This is a genomic window from Arthrobacter sp. Ha26 (assembly GCF_059091705.1).
In genome coordinates, this window is record NZ_JBNHGX010000005.1 from 231,959 (window position 1) to 251,117 (window position 19,159).

Genomic DNA, 19,159 nt, shown 5'->3' on the forward strand with positions numbered 1-19,159 from the left:
CGGGGTTACGGGCGCGCGGAAGCCTTGAACCGTCGTCGTGAGTTGGCCAGGTGGCTGCGCATGGCGGCCGCTGCGGCAGCCTCGTCACCATCCGCGATGGCGTCCGAGATGGAGCGGTGCTCCTGCACCACCTGGTCGAAGTGGTCCCGGGCGTAATGCTCGACGCCGGTCATCAGCCGGGTGCGCGGCATCGCGATCATCGTTTGGCCGAGGGCAGCCAGGCAGTCTGAGTAGTAGGGGTTGCCGGAGGCGGCGGCCACGGCGCGGTGGAACTCGAAATCGGACTTCATGGCATGTGCCGGGTGGCCTGCGCTGGCTGTGAACTCCTCGAGTGCCGAAGTAACGGCGCGCAGCTGCCGCTCCGTATGGTTCCGGGCGGCCAGCGCAGCAGCCTCGGACTCCACGCCCATGCGGAACTCCAGCAGGTGGAGCCGGTCCTCCATGCTGGCCACGGGACGGGCCCCGGGTGCTGCCTGGGGCCCGTCCGACGGCGGGGTGAGGGCGAAGCTGCCGCGCCCCCGTTCGGTTTCGACGAGTCCCTCGGCCTGGAGGCGGGTCAGCGCTGCGCGGACCACTGTCCGGCTGACACCGAAATCGCTGATGAGGGTATTTTCGCTGGGGAGCTTCTCGCCTGGCTGGATGACGCCGTCCACGATGCGGGTGCGAAGGTCGGCGGCGAGGTCCGCGGTGAGGTTCCGGCTCATGGCCTTAAGGTTACGCGCCGAACTCCACGGACTCGGTGGTCCACGCACGGGCCTGGTCGCTGAGCGTAACGCCGAGGCCGGGGCGGTCCGGGACGATCATGCGGCCGTTTTTGGTTTCGAGCCGTTCATTGAACAGCGGGTCGAGCCAGTCGAAGTGCTCCACCCACGGCTCACGCGGGTAGGCGGCGGCCAGGTGGAGGTGGATTTCCATGGCGAAGTGCGGGGCCAGGCCGAGGCCGCGCTCGTCGGCGAGGGCGGCGAGGCGGAGGAACTGGGTGATGCCGCCCACGCGGGGTGCGTCGGGCTGGATGATGTCGCAGCCGTTGGCGTTGATGAGGCCCTTGTGTTCGGCCACGGAGGCGAGCATTTCACCCGTGGCGATGGGAGTGTCCAGGACGTTCGCCAGGTGCGCGTGGCCTTCGAAGTCGTAGGCGTCCAGTGGTTCTTCGATCCAGATGAGGTTGAATTCTTCGAGCTGGCGGCCCATCCGCAGGGCGGTGGCCCGGTCCCACTGCTGGTTGGCATCGACCATCAGCGGGACGTCCCAGCCGATGTGTTCACGGATACCGGCCACGCGGCGAAGGTCCTCTTTGCTGTCCGGGAGGCCCACCTTGATCTTGATGCCGCCGATGCCCTCTTCGATGGACTGGGTGGCGCGTGCCTTAACCTCCTCGAGACTGGCGTTGAGGAAGCCACCGGAGGTGTTGTAGGTCTGGACGGAGTCGCGGTAGGAGCCCAGGAATTTAGCCAGTGACAGGCCTGCCCGCTTGGCTTTGAGGTCGTACAGGGCAATGTCGATGGCGGCCAGCGCCTGGGTGGCGACACCGGACCGGCCCACCGAGGCCCCGGCCCAGAGCAGCTTGGTGTAGATCTTGGCGATGTCGTTGGGGTCTTCGCCGATGATGCCCTCGGCCACTTCCTTGGCGTGGGCGTACTGTGCTGGGCCCCCGGCGCGCTTGGAGTAGCTGAAGCCGACGCCGGTGTGCCCCAGTTCGGTGGTGATCTCGGCAAAGAGGAAGACCACCTCGGTCATGGGCTTCTGCCGGCCAGTGAAGACTTTGGCGTCGCTGATGGGGACGCTCAGGGGCAGGCGGGCGGTGGACAGTTTGACGTGCCGGATCAGATCGACGGTGCTCATTGGTTCTCCTTTGGGGCGGGCGCCGGGCTCCTTCGCCCGCCCCCATAGGATACAAGTCGCCTACTTGTATTACAAGTATGCGGCGCCACTTCTACAGGGTCGGATCGTGCTGTCTCCTTTACGTCAGTTGGTTGTGGGTTACTCCAGTGCCCTGGAAGCCGATCGTGGGCGTGGCCCTGAAGGCGTTAACAGTCCTGTCCGCAATCACCTGGGCGTCGCTTCCGGAATCAAGGATCGTGTTCCTGGCTGATTCAGAATCGACCCTAACGGCGGTAACGGCGAGCCCGTCCGAAGCTCCGGTAGCCAACAGGGCGTCCACCTGGGCGTCGAAGCAGGAGTCGCTTGACGTGGCTTGAACATCCATCGCCACCACGTGGTTGTTGGAGACGAAGTTGCCGGCCCCCTCCCTTAGCCGGATGATGACAGGCGTGGCGCCGGTCGGCCTGATGCTTTGTGCGTCGATGATCAGGGAGAAGTGGTTGCCGATGACAGAGTTGTTGCTGCCGTTGACACGGAGAAGCCCGTTCAGGTCGTCCAGTCCGTTGTCGACGCCCAGGAAAGGCGTCCAAGGCTCGTGGTCCCGCAGGAAGTGATTCGTGGCTACGAGGTTTTCCGAACTGTTCGCGGCAAGGATCAGCATCCCCGGGTAGAACGAATGCAAACGGTTGTTGGTAACACTTGAACGGGTCACGCCTTCGAGATGGACGCTGCTCGAACCACGGGGGAAGACGTTGTTTGCGGTGATCAGGAGTCCGCCATGGTTCTGGGCGTAGATCGAGTGGCCCTTAGGACCTGCTCCCACCAGGTTGTCGGTGATCTTTGATGCCTGGCCCCACCCGCGCAGCTCGATACAGCTTCCGCATTCAGCGATGAAGTTGTCGTGAACGGACAGCGCGTCCGCGTTATAGATAGTCAGGGCGTTCTCAAGGTAGACGAACCCCATGCCGGTGACGCGGAATGAGTCGTTGGCGTTCGCCACATAGATCCCGGTCTTGCCGTTGACGTACGTGTTCTCGGGATGCTGCCCCGAGCCATCCGGGGTGAAGTGCAGCCCGTCGATGCAAAAGTTGGAGAACTCGACCGAGCTGATCCGCGGGCTCCCGCTTCGCTCAATATAGAAAGCGGCTCCCTTGGATTCCTCCTCATCTGCATCAAGGGGAAGGTCGACGATGATGCGGCTGCCTCCGGGCCACAGCTCGTGCAGATCGGGCCATTCGTCTTCGGGAACATTGAACCGGATGCTCGAGGACGTAAAGCCGTGCCCTGAGCCCTGGATCCGAAGGAAGCTGACGTCGATCAGCACCTGCGTCCGAAGGTGGTAGTCCCCGGGCGGGATGTTGATCACCGCGCCCGGCTTTCCTCCGTTGTTCACATCGCTGGCCGTTTGCCGGTCCTTGATGTCAGCGATGATGCTGTTGATGACTTCGCCGACGTCCTTCGACGGATTGCCGACAGGCCACGTGGTCACGTCGTAGTAGTTGTTGCTTGACATGGGGGTTCTTCCCTTTGTGTTGTGCTTTCCCAGACTCCTGCGATCAATGTCGCGGCTGCGGTCAGGCAAGTGTTGAGGCCGCCAGCTTCAGTATTGTTGCTGAGCCTCCCTCAGCCCATAGCCAGTTCTCCCGGTTTTCTTTCTCCGGGAAGATGAGATCGGTCACGACCACCTTGCCGCCCTGGGCGAATACTTCCACCGAGCAATGGTCGACGACGATGAGCAGTTTGAGCAGACCGTCTTCAAGCTCAAGTGGTGCGGACTCGATCGAAGGAAATTTTGGATGGAAGCCGGTGTCTCCTGAATTTGTCCGGTCAAGGATGAGCTGGGCGCTGTCCGGGCTGTAGCTAAGGGTGGTGCCCTTGGTCCCGTCGCTGCTTCCGAACAGACGGAAAACCAACCGTTGTGCGCTTCCGGGAAGTACCTCTGCCTCGATGACGTGGGCGCTGCCGGGTACCGCATCCGGCAACCGGAGCGCTGAATTACGCAGCTCGCAGGCGTCTAAATGCATGAGGTCCTGGGCAGCATGGGGCTCTTCTCCTGCCCAGGAGTCGGCCAGGACCGGTTGCTGGATGAGGCGGGCCGAGCCGTTGACTGCCGTGAGTTTCACTTCGCGGGCGAGGGTCATTGAGGACCGCCAAGGGGAGGTGGGCAGCTCGTTGGCGTAGTCCCAGTTGTTCATCCAGCCGATGATGATGCGGCGGTTGCCCGGGAGGTTGCTGAAGGATACTGAGGCGTAGCAGTCGCGTCCCCAGTCCAGCCACAGGCATTGCTGCAGAGCTGCAGCAGCCATGTCCGGGTCAGTGAGGGAGGACAGTCCTGCCGGCGCGGCCAGTGAACCGGGGTCAGGCGTAAAGTGCGTGCCGTCGAAGTGCCCCACGAAGTATTGTCCGCCGGAACCTCCTGCCACGGCGCCGGGGTTGACGTTGACGATCAGTACCCATTTGACGTTGTCCGGGTCCCCGTCAACCGCCAGGGGAAACAGGTCCGGGCACTCCCATTCGCCGGCGTCCGCGTTGGCCGGGCCGAAGCCGCTCAGGAACTCCCACGACTTGAGATCGGCCGAGCGGTAGAAAACGACATTCTGATGCTGCGCTTCGACCGCGACCATGATCCAGCAGGCGCCTTCTTCACCCTCCCGGTAGCGGAAAACTTTGGGATCGCGGAAGTGCGCCGATCCCCTGGTGAGGACGGGGTTGGCGTCGTATTTCTGCCACGTCATTCCGCAATCGGTGCTGTACGCCAGGGATTGGGCCTGCGTGCCGTGGTGCTCGGATGCTGGCTTGTAGGCGCTGGTGTAAACAGCTACAAGGGCTGGTTCGTCGGCGCTTCCAAAGCCGGACGTATTCTCCTCATCAACCACGATGCTGCCGGAGAAAATGTCCTCTGTCCCGTCGCAGGCAATGGCCACAGGATGTTCTGTCCAGTGCAGCAAATCAGTGGAGGTGGCGTGTCCCCAGGACATGTTGCCCCAGACGTTGCCGAACGGGTTGTTCTGGAAGAACAGGTGGTACAGGCCGTTGTGGAAAACCAGGCCATTGGGATCGTTCAGCCACGTATCCCTTGCCGTGAAGTGGATGGCAGGCCGAAACCTGGAGGTTTCTGCCGGGGTTGTTTCCGGGCGTGCGGCATCAAGGCAGCTGGACATGTCTGTTGATCCTCTTGGGAAATGGAAGGGGTTGGCTGCCTATTGGCGGGGAGCCGTAATGGAATCACGGCGCACCAGGGGGCAGCCCAGAATGGTCGGGTGAAGTGCCATGAGGGAAAGGTCGGTCTTCCCCTTCACGGCGTCAATGAGATGCTCAGTGGCCCAAGCACCCATTTCGTAGTGGGGCAGGGCCACGGTGGTCAGGGCCGGGTGGAGGTTGGCGGCGATCAATTCCTGGTCATCGAAGCCGACGATTGAAAGGTCAGCGGGGATGGCCAGTCCCAACTCGGCCGCGGCGCGGTAGGCGCCCATCGCCATCCGGTCGTTGTAGCAGAACAATGCCGTCGGCATTTGGGAGCGGTCCCCGCGTGCGAGGATCCGCTTGGCCGCCTCGTACCCCCCGTGCACCTCGGATACCTCCGACTCGACAGGTGCCGCATCGCCGTCGAGCCCCGCCTCGTTCAACATGGCCCGGAAGGCCCTGAGCCGGTGGCGGGTAGCAGGGACGTCATCCGTGTTGTTGATGAAGCCAACCCGGGTATGGCCGGCTTCGAGGAGCGCTCCCACGGCGGCCCGTGCGCCGCCTTCCTCGTCCGGGATGACGGCGGTGATGTTGCCTCCGGTGGCCACCGAGTCCACCAGGACGGAGGGCACGGTGCCAAGGTTGGCCGGGAGCTCCACGTTGCGGTGATACATGGTGGCGTAGAGGATTCCGTCCACCCGGCGTTCCAGGAGGGCCTCGACGTCGGCCTGCCGGGACTCCAGGCTTGCCGAGCCGGAGGTGTTGATGATCATGAGGCTGTACCCCCGCGCCTTGGCAGCCTCGTCGGCACCCAGGATGATCCGGCCGGCGTGGGGTGTGGTGGCAATGTCCTCGCTGACCAGGCCCAGCATGCCGGTCCGCTGTGTCCGCAGGGCCACGGCCAGGCGGTTGGGGCCGTAACCGAGCAGCTCAGCCGCGGTCCTGACCTTGTCCCGGGTCTCGGGGCTGATCCGGGCGTAGGACACCTCATTGAGGACGTGGGAGACAGTTGTCACGGAGACGCCGGCGGCGACGGCCACGTCCTTGATGCCGATGTTCTTGTTGCTCATCTGTCTCCCACGTCCTTATGGTTTGTGATGCCCGTCGGGGTTACCAGTAGGCTACTCGTTGCCATGTCTAGCCCTTGACGGCCCCGAGCGTCATGCCTGCCACGATCTTGCGCTGCAAGAGGAGCGTGAGCAGGATGACGGGGATGGAGTAGACGGCGGCCAGCGCCGTCATGGATCCCCAGTCCAGGCCGAACTGGGTCTGGAAGTTCGCGATCACCACGGGTGTGGTCTGGGAGCGGATTGCCGTCATCAGGAGTGCGAAGAGGAATTCGTTCCACGAGGCGAGGAAGGCGAAGATCGCGGTGACGGCGATGCCGCCGGAGACTACCGGGATCACCACCCGCCACAGGGCTCCGAGCCTGCTGCAACCATCCACAGTGGCCGCTTCTTCCAGGTCTTTGGGCACCGCTTCGAAGAAGCTGGACATCAGCCAGATCGAGAGCGGCAGCGAGATGGTGGTATGCGCGATGGACAGTGCGATCGGTGTATCGGACAGGCCCATGGAGGCCATCATCGAGGCCAGCGGGATGCCGATGGCCACGGGCGGCACCATCCGCGTAACCAGTGCAGCCATGATGAAGATACGGCCGCTGAGGGTCTTGTACCTGGTGATGCCGTAGGCGGCCGGGACCGCCAGCACCAGAGACAGCACGGTGCTGATGACGGCCGTCTGGATGCTGTTGATGAAGGAGGCAAGGACTCCGCTGCGGCCCAGTGCGTTGGTGTAGTTCTCCAGCGTCCATTCCTTGGGGAGGATGGTGGGCGGCACGGCGATGGTATCGATGGGGGTCTTGAAGGACGTGAAGAGCAGGTACAGGAAGGGGAAGCTGTAGAGCACCATCGCTGCCGCGAGGAGGACCCAGAGGAGGGTCCTGGTGCTCCGCCTGCCGGCTTCCAGGCCTTCGCGGTTGACGCCGCGCCGCTTCCCGCTACGCGTGGCGGTATGCAGGGCAGGTGCCCCGGGCACTCCCGCCGGCGCCCCGGCGTCGTGCCTTGTTTTTTCAGCGACGCGCATCAGCTGTCCTTTCCTGGCCGCCAGATGGTGGATACCGCAACAAAAGCGACAGCCAGCATGGCCAGCAGGTAGAGGGTGCCCATGGCGCTGGCCAGCCCGGGATCGCCGAAGCGGATCATGGTCCGGTAGATGAGCAGGCTCATGGTTTCGGAGGCGGACTGGGGGCCGCCGTTGGTTTGGATGAGGATGGTGTCGAACGCCCTGGCTGCATCAATGCCGCGGACCACCAGTGCGACGGCGATGACCGGGCGAAGGAGGGGGAGGATGATGCGGAAAAGCATGGCCGGTGCGCGCGCGCCATCCAGGCGGGCGGCTTCGATCAGGTCCCCGGGGATGTTCTGCAGGCCGGCGAAAAGCACCAGGCACATAAACGACGTGGTCAGCCAGATGTCCGGAATGGCCACGGAATAGAGCACGATGCCCGGGTCCGAGAGCCAGCCGATCTGGTTGGGGTTGGACAGGATGCCGGCCTGGTGCAGGAGAGTTCCGATGAGGCCGAAGTTATCGACCATCAGGAACTTCCAGAGCAGGCCTGCCACGATCGGGGCGATCATCAGCGGGTACATAAAGACTGTCCGCCAGATTTGGGAACTGCGCCCGAGGGTGGTGAACAGCAGTGCCATTCCCAGGCCCAGGGCGAATTCGAGCGTGACCACCACCAGGGTGTAGGCCAGGGTGCGCCACCCGGCACCCACGAAGGCGTCTGAGGCGAAGGCCCGGAAGTAGTTATCCAGCCCTACAAAGTCGCGGGGGCCGCCTGCGATCGGCGAGATCTTGAAGAAGCTGTCCGCCACGAGGCGGAACAGTGGAAAGGCGACAAACACTGCCAGGAACAGGGCCGCTGGTGCCATGAGGAACATCGCGAAGCGGCGATCGGAGATACGCACGGTTTTCTCTTCCGCTGGTTGGGGGCCGCGGCCGGCACTGGACTTGCTGTGACTCTTCGGCAGGTGCCGGCCGCGGGGATCTTACTTGATGAGGTCCTCGATCTGCTTCTTGGCATCTGCGAGGAGGGTTGCGGAGTCACCGCCGGCCACAGCCTTTTGCAGCATGGGGACCAGTACCGTGTCCACAATCTGCTGCCACTTTTCGGTAGCGGGGCGGGTGGCGGTGGCTTTACCGTTAAGGGTTTCGATCAGGGGACCAAAGCTTTCGTAGCCTGCCTTGTCCTGGTACTTTTCGAAAGCCGAGATGCGCGACGCCAGGCCGAGGCTCGATTCAATGCCCATGCTGTTGTTGTCGTAGGCGCACTTGATGAACTTCTTGGCAGCGTCCGTGTTCTTCGTTGCCTTGGGGACGGTGAGGTACCACGGTCCCGGCACACCGCCAATGCCCGCGGATCCGGCGATCATGGGAGCTGTTCCCACCTTGCCGGCCACCGGTGAGTCCTTGGGGATCTGGCGGTAGGCGTGGGCCCAGAAGCGGGTCATCGCGGTCTTGCCCTGGTTGAACAGGTTCTGGGCGGCTGCCCAGTCCACCTGTGCGGCACCGGCCGGAGCTGACTTGGTGAGGCTGACGTAGAAGTCCAGGGCTTCCTTGTGTGCCTTGTTGTCGATGACCACCTTGTTGTTCTCATCCAGGATCATCGGAGAGCCGGCCTGCAAAACGTGCGCGAGCCATTCGGTCTCGACACCACCCTTGACGTCCGTGCCGTACATGCCGTCACGGGTGAAGAATTCGGCGATGTCCTGGTACTGCTTCCACGTGGTGGGCGCGGCGAGCTCGTAGCCGTACTTGGCCTGGAAGTCGGCCTTGTTTTTGGCGTCCTCGAAGAGGTCTTTGCGGTAGAGGATGATCTCGGCGTTGGTCCACGCCGGGAGGCCGATGAAGTGCCCGTCCACGTTCGCTTCCTTGACGAGGGCCGGGAAAATGTCCTTCTTCGCTTCGTCAGTGAAGATTTCGTCGATGGGCTGGACGGCGTCCTTGAAGCTGGGCAGCCAGACGGAGTCCAGGGCCGCGACGTCAAAGGAGACGTTGCCGGAGGAGAACTCGCTGGAGAGCCGGTTGAACATGCCGTCGTAGGGCAGTTCGACGAAGTTCACGTTGATCCCGGCGTCCTTCTTGCACTGTTCGGCGACGCCGGTCAGCTCGGCGTGGCCGCCGGCCTCGACCAGGACGTTGACGGTGCTGGTGCCGGCGCTACCCGTGGTGGTCGGGCCCCCTGCGCCGCACCCGGTCGCTGCCAGTGCGACGGCGGTGCAGATGCCGCCGATGGTGACGAACCTGTTGATGGTCTTTCGAGTGGACATCGCTGTCGACTCACTTTCTCTCGAACGGAAATAGCGAGACTGTAGTTGGGGTGAAAAATCGTTTTGCTAAAACGACTTGGCACCAACGATAAGACGCTCGTTGGAGGGGTGTCAAGGGTCACGGTCCGGAAAAATAGTTTGGCTGGCGACCAGCGTCAAGAGCGGTCCCGGGTCCGCGGGAAGCCGTTGAAGTATCGTTTTGGCACAGTGGGGGCTAGCGCAATGTTCACGGACTTCTCCACCACCCCGCCATGGCCAGCTGCGCCGGCTGCAGCCGGCCATGGCCGGCACCCCGGGTCAGGGGCGCAACTCGACGCCCCAGTCCGCAGATGAAACAAGCCTGTCTGTTGGAAGAACTCCCAGCGGTGGCCTACCAGGTCCTCCCCATGTATTGGCGCAGGCCTCAGGTTTTGTCTGACAGCGGCGAGGTAATTCTGGCCCCAAGGGACTGGGCTCGCTGGTAATGGTTGTCGACATCGTCCACCATCACGTGGACGGCCTGATGGTCCGGTTCCGCCCGGCGAGGATACCCGTCACGGCGAGGACTGCCATGCTTCCTGCGATGGCAAGGAGCGGGACCGTCCAGTCTCCGGTGAGGTCGCGGAGGCCGCCGAACAGAACCGGCCCTACCGCTGCCAGCCCGTAGCCCACCGATTGAGCCATTCCGGACAATGACGCCGCCTGCGGGTGGTTCACTGTCCTGAGGCTGAACAGCGACAGGGCGATGACAATAAGGCTTCCGCACCCAACTGCCCCGGTCAGGACCCACAGCAAAGTGAGGTCCGGCGCGAATGCCAGCCCGAGAAAAGTCATGAAGGTGAGCACACTGCTCGCGAAGGATGCGGGCCGCTGGTCGGCACCCAGGTGAAGGACTGCTCCAGTGGCAAGGCTGGCGAACACGCTGATGAGCAGGAAGACGGACAAATGGATACCGGCGGTTATGGCGGAGATCCCGCGGCTTTGTTCAATGGTTGGCAGCCATGCCATCAGGACGTAGAAGGCCACCGACTGCAGTCCCATGAAGATCGTCACCTGCCAGCCCAGGGCCGATCCCCAGGGTGAGCGGTAGGGGGCCGTGGGTGTGGGGGAGTGGACGGTGCCCAGTTGGTGCCGGCGGAGCCACGGCAGGAGCACGGCCATGGCAATGAGGGCCAGTCCGGCCCAGATCCCGAGCGCAATGCGCCATCCTGCCGGCGAGGATTCCGTAACGGGAACGACGACGGCGGCCCCGACCGCGGCGACGGCGGCCTGGGTGGCGGTGTAGCTTCCGGTGACCTGGCTGACCTTCAGCGGAAAGTCCCGCTTCACGAGGGAGGGCACGAGGACATTGAGAAATGCGATGGCCGCGCCGATCAGCGCGGTGCCAGCCCAGATGAAGTCCGGCAGGGGCAAAGAGCGGAGCACGATCCCGGTGGCAAGAATCAACAGGGACATCCACAGCGCCCGGTCGAGGCCCAGCCGGGATGCGAAACCAGGGGCCAGGGGTGAAAAGACCGCGAAGGCAATGAGCGGCAGACCTGTGAGGAATCCTGCAGCGGCACTGGAGAGCGCCAGGTCGCCGCTGATGTTCGCCAGTACCGGTCCCACGCTGACAAAGGACACCCGAAGGTTCACGGCAATGAGCAGAACGCCGATAAACGCAAAGCCGAACCTGGCAGTGCGGTCAGGTGCTGTCCGGGCAGTGCGGGTCATTCGTTCTTCCATCCTTCCGAAGACGTGCTCGCTTCATACACAGCCACCCTGTTCCATGGCAGCCCCAGGGTCACTGCCTTCGCAGCGCACCCAGCCCCGAGATCAGCGCCTCCAGTCCCAGCTCGAACGCCGCGTCCGCCGGCAGTCCGCCGGACGCACCGGAAGAAGGAGCGGCAGCGCTCCGCACGGCAGCGGTGAAATGAGGGGTGGACTCGGCCATGGACCCGGAGTCGAAGATGTCCTCGGGCGCGGTGACGTCGTACGCGGAGCCGAAAATGAAGGACTCGAACGCCACGATCGAGGAGACGATGCGCTCCTGCGGGAAGCCGGCGTCGAGGAAGCCCTTGCTCACGGTCTCGTACATCGCCAGGGTCTGCGGCGCGTCGGTCACCGGAAGGACGGCGATGACGGGAATCAGCGGCGTGTGCTCGGCGAAGACGTTCCGGTAGCTCCAGGCCCAGCTGCGCACCGCGTCTTCCCAGGGTGCTGAGCCGAAATCGGACACATCCACCAGGGACGTCAGGTGGTCCTCCACCAAAAGCAGAACGTCCCGTTTGGCGGCCACATGGTTGTACAGGGCCGACGGCGCAACGTCCAGTTCCTTGGCCAGGCCCGCCATGGTGAGCCCGTCGTAGCCCTTGCGCTTAATCAGTTCCAGCGCCGCCACGGTGATCCCCGCTTTGTCCAGCAGCGCAGCGGACGGCCGTCCGGCCCGCCTCCTGACCGTGCCCCCGTTACCGGTGGTAGCACCCGCCTCACGGGTGGTTCGTCCCTGTACGGCTGGTACTGCCGGCATCACTGGCCTTTCTTTGGTGGTCACCTGCATTATTCCATCCGGCACTTCCGGTCCCGGCGCCAAGCAGCTATAGTTCTAATAAATGAATGGCATTCATTTAGTGCTCCCCGTCACACGAGAGGGGACCCAAGAGAGGACATCATGCTGAACCTGAACCGCGACGTCGTTGTCGTCGGAGCCGGGCCCTCCGGACTTACCGCAGCCCGCGAGCTGAAAAAGGCCGGCCTTACCGTTGCCGTGCTTGAGGCGCGGGACCGCGTGGGCGGCCGCACCTGGACCGATACCGTGGACGGCGCCATGCTGGAAATCGGAGGCCAGTGGGTCTCCCCGGACCAGACCGTGCTCCTGGAACTGCTGGACGAACTCGGCCTGCAAACCTACCCCCGCTACCGCGAGGGCGAGTCGATGTACATCGGCAAGGACGGCATTCCGGTCCGCTACACGGGGGACACCTTCCCCGTGGATCCGGACACCAAAGCCGAGATGGACCGCCTGACCGAACTGCTGGACGGGCTGGCCGCAGAGATCGGCGCCACCGAGCCCTGGGCACACCCGAAGGCCCGGGAACTTGACACCATCTCCTTCCACCACTGGCTCCGGCAGCACTCTGCCAACGAGGAAGCCTGCAACAACATCGGCCTCTTCATCGCCGGGGGCATGCTCACCAAGCCTGCCCATGCGTTCTCCGCCCTGCAGGCAGTGCTGATGGCTGCCTCGGCCGGGTCCTTCACCCACCTCACGGATGAGGACTTCATCCTGGACCGGCGCGTAGTGGGCGGGATGCAGCAGGTCTCCCTGCTGCTCGCGCAGCAGCTGGGGGACGACGTCGTCCTTGACTCCCCGGTGCGCACCATCAACTGGGAACCGGACGCCGACGGCGGCAATCGCGTCACCGTCGAATCGGAGCGGGCCACCGTCAACGCCCGGTTCGTGATCATGGCCGTTCCCCCCAACCTCTACTCCCGGGTCTCGTTCAACCCGCCGCTTCCGCGCCGCCAGCACCAGATGCACCAGCACCAGTCCCTCGGCCTGGTCATCAAGGTCCACGCCGTCTACAGCCGCCCGTTCTGGCGGAATTCGGGCCTGTCCGGGACTGGCTTCGGTGCCGGATCCCTGGTCCAGGAGGTCTACGACAACACCAACTACGGCGACACCAGGGGTACGCTGGTGGGCTTCATCTCGGACGAGAAGGCTGACGCCGTGTTCGAACTGGGCGCCGACGAACGCAAGCGCGCCGTCCTGGAGTCCATCGCGGGCTTCCTGGGCGCTGAGGCACTTGAGCCCGAGGTCTACTACGAGTCCGACTGGGGCTCCGAGGAATGGACCCGCGGCGCCTACGCCTCCAGCTACGACCTGGGCGGCCTTCACCGCTACGGCAAGGACCAGCACGCCCCGGTGGGACCCATCTACTGGTCCTCCTCAGACCTGGCCGCCGAAGGCTACCAGCACGTGGACGGCGCCATCCGCATGGGCCGCCGCACCGCTGCCAGCATCACCGAGGCTGCACGGGTGGCCGTGCCTGCCTAAATTCAGGAGGGGAGGGCACTGGGTGGAATATAAGCATGCTTACCAATAGGCTGGGCGGTGGGGATCGTCCCCGCATGCAGACGAACGGGGTGAGACATGACTGACACCGAGAGCATCAGCAAGGTTACGGACATCATCAACCATTCCCACATCGGAATGTTGACCACCGTCAACGAAGAAGGCGCGCTCGTCAGCCGGCCGCTGGCCGTCCAGGAGGTTAAGGACGACGGCGACATCTGGTTCTTCACCGGGCTTGGCACCTCGCAGGTTGCGCACGTGCGGGCTGACCCGCGGGTGAATGTTTCCTTCGGCAAGAACACCGAGTGGGTTTCCGTGGCAGGCACCGCCGAGGTGGTGACGGACCGGACAAAGATCCGTGACATGTGGAACCAGGCCGTTGAAGCGTGGTTCCCGGACGGTCCGGACACCCCCGAGGTGTGCCTGCTCCGCGTGGACTCCGACTCCGCCGAGTACTGGACCAGCCCCGGCGGGACCGCCGCCACGGTGTTCCAATGGGTCAAGTCCAAGGTCACCAACAGCCGGATGAGCGTGGGCGAAAGCGGCACCGTAGAACTGTAAGAACCTAGGAACCGGCCAGGGCGTCGAGAACTGCGGGCAGGAGCACGTTGCTCCGACCCCAGGCCGGATCCAGGATTTCCACATACCAGGAATCAGCCAGCAGCAGGGCCAGGGTGTCGTTGGTTTCCCCGGCCCAGTCCTGGATCTGCTCCTCGGTCACCGGGTTCTCGCTGGATCCCAGGACCGTCACCACCTCGCCGTCGTCCAATGTCACCGGGATGGCGGCGTTGCTGGCTTCGCCGGGGGCGTGGGCCACGGTCACCAGCTCACTTCGGGTGGAGAGGGCCAGGAGCTGCGCAGCAGCGTCTGCACTGCAGAACCCCGTGACGTACTCGCGCTGCACCAGGCTGGCGGACCGCAGCCCCGGCTGCGACTCCTTGGTGAACAGCCCATTCCGGTTCAGGGCAGCAAGCCGTGCAGCGATAGGCGCCGTCTCGTCGTCGTACGTTGCCGTGAAGGTGCCCGGCTGGAACTCACTCCGGCCTTCGAGCCAGCGCGCTGTAAGTTCGCCGGCGGCCGCCAGCGTGGCGGCCTGGCGCCAGGCGCCCCGGTCCTCCATCCGCCTGCCGAACCGGTCGCGGTCTTGCGTTTCCAGTGACTCCATCCTCGGATGCTACGGCGCCCCGGCGCTGGACTCCAGCGACGGCGACACGGCAGTTAACGCACGGAGCAGCAGTTACTGCCCGACGGCAGGGATCCCTGCCGCCTGTTCGGCCGCAGCAAGGGCGCGGCCAAATCGCTCGACGGCGGGCGCGTACTCCTGGTGCCGCGCGGCCCCGAGCTGCTCGGCCTCCCGCATGGCCTTGATGACCGCGGCAGTATGCGGCAGCCGCACGTCGGTCATGGCGGGGAAATCAATGCAGTAGGCCGGATCGAGCTCGTAACGGCGCCAGCGCTCCAGCAGTGCGCTGTGCTCGGCCTGGGCGGCCGCATATACCGGCAGATATTCCCGGCGCTGCCGGCGGCCGGCAAGCCAGGCGGCCAGCCGCGGGCTGCCGCGGTAGGCGGCGATTCCGGCTGCCACAGCCGCTCCGGTAAGGAACACCCCGGCCCAGGCGGACGCGAGGGTGGGGATGAGCAGGGCGGGGAGGGCCACCGCCGAGCCCAGGAACAGGTCCCAGAACAGCTGGTCGGAGCGCTCCGGTTCCCCGCCTTCGCCAGTCAGCGCCCGCCGTCGGACCTGGAACACGGTGCCGGCAACGCTTACCACCAGCACTGATCCGCACAGCAGAAGAACCCACGCCCCCTGGAACAGGGATTCTGCGATGGCTGCCACCTTGCACCTCCACGTCCACAGGCCCGGGCGGAACACCGGGCTGGTCCTTCCATTGGAGCGCCTTCCCGGTCCGCGGTCAATGGCCCCGCCAGCGCCGAAGGCGGCAGGGCGGCCAGGCCACAAGGCCTTCCCCGACATTCGTTACGGCACGTACCGTGGGACCCATGAGACTGAAAATGTGCAGCATCCACGTCCAGGATCCAGCGGCCGCCCACACCTTCTATACGGAAACACTTGGCTTCGAGACGCTGATGGCCATGCCGGAGTACAACCTGTTCATCATCAAGGACCCCGGTGCGGACCAGGGCTCGGTGGGACTCCTGCTGGAACCCAGCGACAACCCCATCGCAGCGGACTACATGAACGCGCTGCACAAAGCGGGTCTGCCGGCCATCGTTTTCGGCGTTCCGGATGTGCAGGCTGAGTATGAGCGGCTGGTGAAGGAAGGGGTCACGTTCAAGAGTGGGCCGGCTGAGGATCCGTCCGGGATCAGCGCGGTGTTCGACGACGGCTGCGGCAACTTCATCCAGCTGCACCAGGACTGAACCAAGTTTTGTATGAGCATCACCGGAATCCGCTGGGCCGGTCCACGCGCCCTGCTGGTGGAACTGACGGATCTTGACTCCGTGCTTGCCTTCCACCAACGCGTCCAGGCCGCTCCTTTCCCGGGGCAGCTGGACGCCGTGGCCGCCGCCGCCACCGTCCTGGTGAAATTCGCCAGCCAGGTGGACGCACACCGGGCGCGCGCCGCCGTCGAACATCTTCCGCTCGATGCCGTCCGCCAGGCCGGGAGCCGCGAAATCACCATCGAGGTGGTGTACGACGGCGAAGACCTCGCCGAGGTGGGACGCCTCACGCGGCTGGGCGCAGACGGCGTTGTGGAGGCCCACACCGGCCAGCTCTGGACGGCCGCCTTTGGCGGGTTCGCGCCCGGATTCGCCTACCTTGTGGGGGAGAACAGTTCCCTGACCGTCCCCCGCAGGCCTTCCCCGCGCACAGCTGTTCCTGCCGGTGCTGTTGCCTTGGGCGGCGAGTTTTCTGCTGTTTATCCACGCCAGTCACCGGGCGGCTGGCAACTGATTGGCCGGACCGCGGCACGGATGTGGGACCTGGAGCGGGAGCAGCCTGCCCTGGTCCGGCCCGGCGACAAAGTCCGGTACGTGGCAGTTGATTCCGTGCCCCTGCAGGCTTCCGGGACGGCACACGCTCCTTCGGCCGCAATAGAAACGGGCGGCTCCGAAACCGTCCACTCCGGACTTGAGATCCTGCAGCCCGGCCTGCAATCCCTGCTGCAGGATCTGGGCCGGCCGGGACTCGGGGACCTCGGCGTTTCCGCTGCCGGCGCTGCCGACCAGCAGTCAGCCCGCCAGGCAAACAGGCTGGTGGGAAACCAGCCCGCTGCCGCGGTCGTCGAAAATCTCCTCGGCGGCCTCACCGTGAGGGCGGTGTTGGACCAGGTGGCCGCAGTCACCGGGGCGTCCGCTCCCCTGGAGATCCGCTCTCCCGAAGGGGAAGTGCTGCGCCGCCCCGACCCCTGCTCTCCCTTCGCGGTGCTCGACGGCGAAAGCCTCACCGTGGGTGCACCATCCCGCGGACTGCGCACCTACCTTGCTGCCCGCGGCGGATTCGATGTTCCGCCCGTCCTGGGAAGCCGGTCCACCGACACCATGTCCGGGCTTGGTCCTCCTCCGCTGGCTGCGGGCACCTGGCTGCCCGTGGCTGCCGTCGTCGAGCGGACAGCGGTAGGCCAACCCGAGCCGTTTACGCTGCGGGTCGGTGCTGAGGTGACCGAACTCAGGGTGACCCTTGGGCCCCGGGACGACTGGTTCACCAAGGAGGCGGTCCGGGACCTCACCGGCCAGCAATGGCGCGTCTCGGACCAGTCGAACAGGATCGGGGTCCGGCTCGTTCCGGAATCCGGCCGCGCCCTTGGACGCAGCCGTACAGGCGAGTTGTCCAGTGAAGGTGCAGTGGCCGGGGCCCTCCAGGTTCCGCCCAGCGGGCATCCCGTCATTTTCCTCGCCGACCACCCCGTCACGGGCGGGTACCCCGTGATAGCAGTGGTGATCCCCGAAGACCTTCCCACCGCGGCACAGATTCCGCCGGGCAGCGGCATCCAGTTCAGGGTGGTTGATCCCGAAACGCTGAAACCCCTTGCCCAACCCGCCAAAGACACCGTTCCCGAAGGAATCTCGTCATGAAAAAGGTCCTGATTGCCAATCGCGGCGAGATTGCCGTCAGGATCGTCCGTGCCTGTTGCGACTCCGGGCTGCAATCGGTGGCGGTGTACTCAGACCCCGATGCCGACTCCCTCCACGTGCGGATGGCAGATGAAGCTCATGCCCTGGGTGGCTCAACCGGTCCCGATACCTACCTGGACATGGCGAAAATCATTGCCGTGGCGCGCCGTTCAGGTGCTGACGCAGTGCACCCCGGGTACGGGTTCCTCTCGGAGAACGCCGATTTCGCCCAGGCGGTGCTGGATGCCGGCTTGACCTGGATCGGGCCCACCCCCGAATCCATCCGGGCGCTGGGCAACAAGGTGACCGCCCGCGACATCGCTGTCCGGGCGGGTGCTCCACTGGTGCCCGGAAGCGACGGGCCCGTGGCCAACGCGGGCGAAGTCCTGGCTTTCGCCCGGGAGTTCGGCCTGCCGGTGGCCATCAAAGCGGCCTTTGGCGGCGGCGGGCGGGGCCTCAAGGTTGCCCGGCGCCTCGAGGATGTCGAGGATGCCTTCGATTCGGCAGTCCGGGAATCCACGGCGGCCTTCGGCCGGGGAGAATGCTTCGTTGAACGCTTCCTTGACCAGCCGCGCCACGTTGAGGCCCAGGTCCTGGCGGACACCCACGGCAACATTGTGGTGCTGGGGACCCGCGACTGCTCCCTGCAGCGCAGGAACCAGAAGCTCGTCGAGGAGGCCCCCGCCCCCTTCCTGACGGCAGGCCAGCGCGCGCAGATCCACGCATCGGCGAAAGCCATCTGCCGCGAAGCGGACTATCACGGCGCCGGAACGGTGGAGTACCTGGTGGGCAAGGACGGCGTCATCTCCTTCCTCGAGGTCAACACCAGGCTGCAGGTGGAGCACCCCGTCACGGAGGAAACGTCCGGGGTGGACCTGGTCCGGGAGCAGTTCCGGATAGCTGCGGGCGGAACCCTTTCCCTCACTGAAGACCCTGAACCGCGCGGACACGCCATCGAGTTCCGGCTCAACGCCGAGGACCCCGCTCGCGGATTCCTGCCGGGACCCGGCGTGGTGGAGGCCTTCGAGCCCCCCACGGGCGCCGGTATCCGGGTGGACAGCGGCGTCCGGTCGGGGTCCGTGGTTTCCGGCCACTACGATTCGCTCCTGGCCAAGCTGATCGTGCACGGGGAAGACCGGAACCAGGCGCTGCGCCGGGCACGGGCCGCCCTGGACGAGATGCAGATCAAGGGCCTGCCCACGGTGCTTCCCTTCCACCGGGCAGTGGTGCGCCACCCGGACTTCACCGCCGAAGACCGGCTGGGTGTGCACACCACGTGGATTGAGAACGAGTTCGCCGAGCCCCTCACGGCCTCCCCGGAAATTGCCCGCACTGCCCCTGGCGCGGAACGGACCACCGTCACCGTGGAAGTGGATGGAAAAGCGGTCCAGTTGGGGCTGCCTTCCCGGATCTATGAAGCACTGGTCAGCGGCCGTGGTTCCCTTACTGCGGCAGCCCATTCGCACGCCGCTGCGACCGAAGGCCAGGACGCCGAGCTTTCCTCGCCCATGGCCGGCTCGCTGGTGAAATGGCTCGTGGACAGCGGTGACGAGGTGGCAGCCGGCCAACCCGTCGCCGTGCTGGAAGCCATGAAAATGGAAACCACTGTGGCAGCCCACCGGGCAGGAACCGTGGCAAGGGGAGGCCAAAAGCCGGGAACCGCCGTCGCCCGCGGAGAAGTCCTGGCAACCATCGGCTGATCCCGCCGCCG

At 65.0% G+C, this 19,159-nt stretch carries 17 protein-coding genes; 5 read left to right on the forward strand and 12 right to left on the reverse strand.

What is annotated here, in order from left to right:
• Positions 1-5 precede the first annotated feature (5 nt).
• From AC5RVY_RS13760 to AC5RVY_RS13805, 10 genes are all read right to left on the reverse strand, one after another.
• The gene (locus AC5RVY_RS13760; protein WP_493955265.1) at positions 6-704 is read right to left on the reverse strand and encodes a FadR/GntR family transcriptional regulator; all 699 of its coding nucleotides are present in this window, start codon (positions 702-704) and stop codon (positions 6-8) included.
• A 10-nt stretch (positions 705-714) separates the two neighbouring features.
• Positions 715-1,842 carry an L-talarate/galactarate dehydratase gene (locus AC5RVY_RS13765; protein ID WP_493955266.1) on the reverse strand — a complete coding sequence of 376 codons (1,128 nt, stop codon included), beginning with the start codon at positions 1,840-1,842 and terminating at the stop codon, positions 715-717.
• Positions 1,843-1,960: 118 nt separating this feature from the next.
• The gene (locus AC5RVY_RS13770) at positions 1,961-3,334 is read right to left on the reverse strand and encodes a NosD domain-containing protein (RefSeq protein WP_493955267.1); all 1,374 of its coding nucleotides are present in this window, start codon (positions 3,332-3,334) and stop codon (positions 1,961-1,963) included.
• A 61-nt stretch (positions 3,335-3,395) separates the two neighbouring features.
• Positions 3,396-4,982 (reverse strand): glycoside hydrolase family 32 protein, encoded by a 1,587-nt coding sequence (locus AC5RVY_RS13775; protein ID WP_493955268.1) that lies wholly within the window; start codon positions 4,980-4,982, stop codon positions 3,396-3,398.
• A gap of 39 nt (positions 4,983-5,021) precedes the next feature.
• Positions 5,022-6,074: a LacI family DNA-binding transcriptional regulator gene (locus AC5RVY_RS13780; RefSeq protein WP_493955269.1), complete on the reverse strand. Its 1,053-nt coding sequence runs from the start codon at positions 6,072-6,074 to the stop codon at positions 5,022-5,024.
• A gap of 67 nt (positions 6,075-6,141) precedes the next feature.
• Entirely contained in the window at positions 6,142-7,089 is a 948-nt protein-coding gene (locus tag AC5RVY_RS13785) for a carbohydrate ABC transporter permease (RefSeq protein WP_493955270.1), read from the reverse strand.
• Positions 7,089-7,976 carry a carbohydrate ABC transporter permease gene (locus tag AC5RVY_RS13790; protein WP_493955271.1) on the reverse strand — a complete coding sequence of 296 codons (888 nt, stop codon included), beginning with the start codon at positions 7,974-7,976 and terminating at the stop codon, positions 7,089-7,091. The genes AC5RVY_RS13785 and AC5RVY_RS13790 overlap by 1 nt, the downstream gene beginning before the upstream one ends.
• A gap of 81 nt (positions 7,977-8,057) precedes the next feature.
• Positions 8,058-9,338, reverse strand: a complete 1,281-nt coding sequence (locus tag AC5RVY_RS13795) for an ABC transporter substrate-binding protein (protein WP_493955272.1) — start codon at positions 9,336-9,338, stop codon at positions 8,058-8,060.
• Positions 9,339-9,824: 486 nt separating this feature from the next.
• Positions 9,825-11,030: an MFS transporter gene (locus AC5RVY_RS13800; protein ID WP_493955273.1), complete on the reverse strand. Its 1,206-nt coding sequence runs from the start codon at positions 11,028-11,030 to the stop codon at positions 9,825-9,827.
• 70 nt (positions 11,031-11,100) lie between these two features.
• Positions 11,101-11,826, reverse strand: coding sequence for a TetR/AcrR family transcriptional regulator (locus tag AC5RVY_RS13805; protein WP_493955274.1), 726 nt, complete (start codon positions 11,824-11,826; stop codon positions 11,101-11,103).
• Positions 11,827-11,967: 141 nt separating this feature from the next.
• Between AC5RVY_RS13805 and AC5RVY_RS13810 the strand changes: the two genes are divergently transcribed.
• Both AC5RVY_RS13810 and AC5RVY_RS13815 read left to right on the forward strand, forming a co-directional pair.
• Positions 11,968-13,353 carry a flavin monoamine oxidase family protein gene (locus AC5RVY_RS13810; protein WP_493955275.1) on the forward strand — a complete coding sequence of 462 codons (1,386 nt, stop codon included), beginning with the start codon at positions 11,968-11,970 and terminating at the stop codon, positions 13,351-13,353.
• Between the two features lie 96 nt (positions 13,354-13,449).
• Positions 13,450-13,932: a pyridoxamine 5'-phosphate oxidase family protein gene (locus tag AC5RVY_RS13815; protein WP_493955276.1), complete on the forward strand. Its 483-nt coding sequence runs from the start codon at positions 13,450-13,452 to the stop codon at positions 13,930-13,932.
• A 4-nt stretch (positions 13,933-13,936) separates the two neighbouring features.
• On the opposite strand, the gene AC5RVY_RS13820 is transcribed toward AC5RVY_RS13815, so the two are convergent.
• The gene (locus AC5RVY_RS13820) at positions 13,937-14,536 is read right to left on the reverse strand and encodes a DUF6919 domain-containing protein (protein WP_493955277.1); all 600 of its coding nucleotides are present in this window, start codon (positions 14,534-14,536) and stop codon (positions 13,937-13,939) included.
• A 72-nt stretch (positions 14,537-14,608) separates the two neighbouring features.
• Positions 14,609-15,208, reverse strand: coding sequence for a hypothetical protein (locus AC5RVY_RS13825; RefSeq protein WP_493955278.1), 600 nt, complete (start codon positions 15,206-15,208; stop codon positions 14,609-14,611).
• A 164-nt stretch (positions 15,209-15,372) separates the two neighbouring features.
• On the opposite strand from AC5RVY_RS13825, the gene AC5RVY_RS13830 reads away from it, so the two are divergent.
• The 3 genes from AC5RVY_RS13830 to AC5RVY_RS13840 are packed head-to-tail and all read left to right on the forward strand — an operon-like array spanning position 15,373 to position 19,148.
• A complete protein-coding gene (locus tag AC5RVY_RS13830; RefSeq protein ID WP_493955279.1) occupies positions 15,373-15,753 on the forward strand; it encodes a VOC family protein in 381 nt (126 codons plus the stop codon).
• A gap of 12 nt (positions 15,754-15,765) precedes the next feature.
• On the forward strand, positions 15,766-17,409 hold the full coding sequence (locus AC5RVY_RS13835) for a 5-oxoprolinase subunit B/C family protein (RefSeq protein ID WP_493955280.1): 1,644 nt from the start codon (positions 15,766-15,768) through the stop codon (positions 17,407-17,409).
• Complete coding sequence (locus AC5RVY_RS13840; RefSeq protein ID WP_493955281.1) at positions 17,406-19,148, forward strand: acetyl/propionyl/methylcrotonyl-CoA carboxylase subunit alpha; 1,743 nt, start codon at positions 17,406-17,408, stop codon at positions 19,146-19,148. The genes AC5RVY_RS13835 and AC5RVY_RS13840 overlap by 4 nt, the downstream gene beginning before the upstream one ends.
• Positions 19,149-19,159 lie beyond the last annotated feature (11 nt).

Excerpts from the sequence above, each read along its gene's own strand:
- AC5RVY_RS13770 (WP_493955267.1), bottom strand. The coding sequence starts at position 3,334 with ATGTCAAGCAACAACTACTACGACGTGACCACGTGGCCTGTCGGCAAT.
- AC5RVY_RS13765 (WP_493955266.1), bottom strand. The coding sequence starts at position 1,842 with ATGAGCACCGTCGATCTGATCCGGCACGTCAAACTGTCCACCGCCCGC.
- AC5RVY_RS13805 (WP_493955274.1), bottom strand. The coding sequence starts at position 11,826 with ATGCCGGCAGTACCAGCCGTACAGGGACGAACCACCCGTGAGGCGGGT.
- AC5RVY_RS13780 (WP_493955269.1), bottom strand. The coding sequence starts at position 6,074 with ATGAGCAACAAGAACATCGGCATCAAGGACGTGGCCGTCGCCGCCGGC.
- AC5RVY_RS13800 (WP_493955273.1), bottom strand. The coding sequence starts at position 11,030 with ATGACCCGCACTGCCCGGACAGCACCTGACCGCACTGCCAGGTTCGGC.
- AC5RVY_RS13840 (WP_493955281.1), top strand. The coding sequence starts at position 17,406 with ATGAAAAAGGTCCTGATTGCCAATCGCGGCGAGATTGCCGTCAGGATC.
- AC5RVY_RS13760 (WP_493955265.1), bottom strand. The coding sequence starts at position 704 with ATGAGCCGGAACCTCACCGCGGACCTCGCCGCCGACCTTCGCACCCGC.
- AC5RVY_RS13795 (WP_493955272.1), bottom strand. The coding sequence starts at position 9,338 with ATGTCCACTCGAAAGACCATCAACAGGTTCGTCACCATCGGCGGCATC.
- AC5RVY_RS13820 (WP_493955277.1), bottom strand. The coding sequence starts at position 14,536 with ATGGAGTCACTGGAAACGCAAGACCGCGACCGGTTCGGCAGGCGGATG.
- AC5RVY_RS13830 (WP_493955279.1), top strand. The coding sequence starts at position 15,373 with ATGAGACTGAAAATGTGCAGCATCCACGTCCAGGATCCAGCGGCCGCC.
- AC5RVY_RS13775 (WP_493955268.1), bottom strand. The coding sequence starts at position 4,982 with ATGTCCAGCTGCCTTGATGCCGCACGCCCGGAAACAACCCCGGCAGAA.
- AC5RVY_RS13785 (WP_493955270.1), bottom strand. The coding sequence starts at position 7,089 with ATGCGCGTCGCTGAAAAAACAAGGCACGACGCCGGGGCGCCGGCGGGA.
- AC5RVY_RS13835 (WP_493955280.1), top strand. The coding sequence starts at position 15,766 with ATGAGCATCACCGGAATCCGCTGGGCCGGTCCACGCGCCCTGCTGGTG.
- AC5RVY_RS13815 (WP_493955276.1), top strand. The coding sequence starts at position 13,450 with ATGACTGACACCGAGAGCATCAGCAAGGTTACGGACATCATCAACCAT.
- AC5RVY_RS13810 (WP_493955275.1), top strand. The coding sequence starts at position 11,968 with ATGCTGAACCTGAACCGCGACGTCGTTGTCGTCGGAGCCGGGCCCTCC.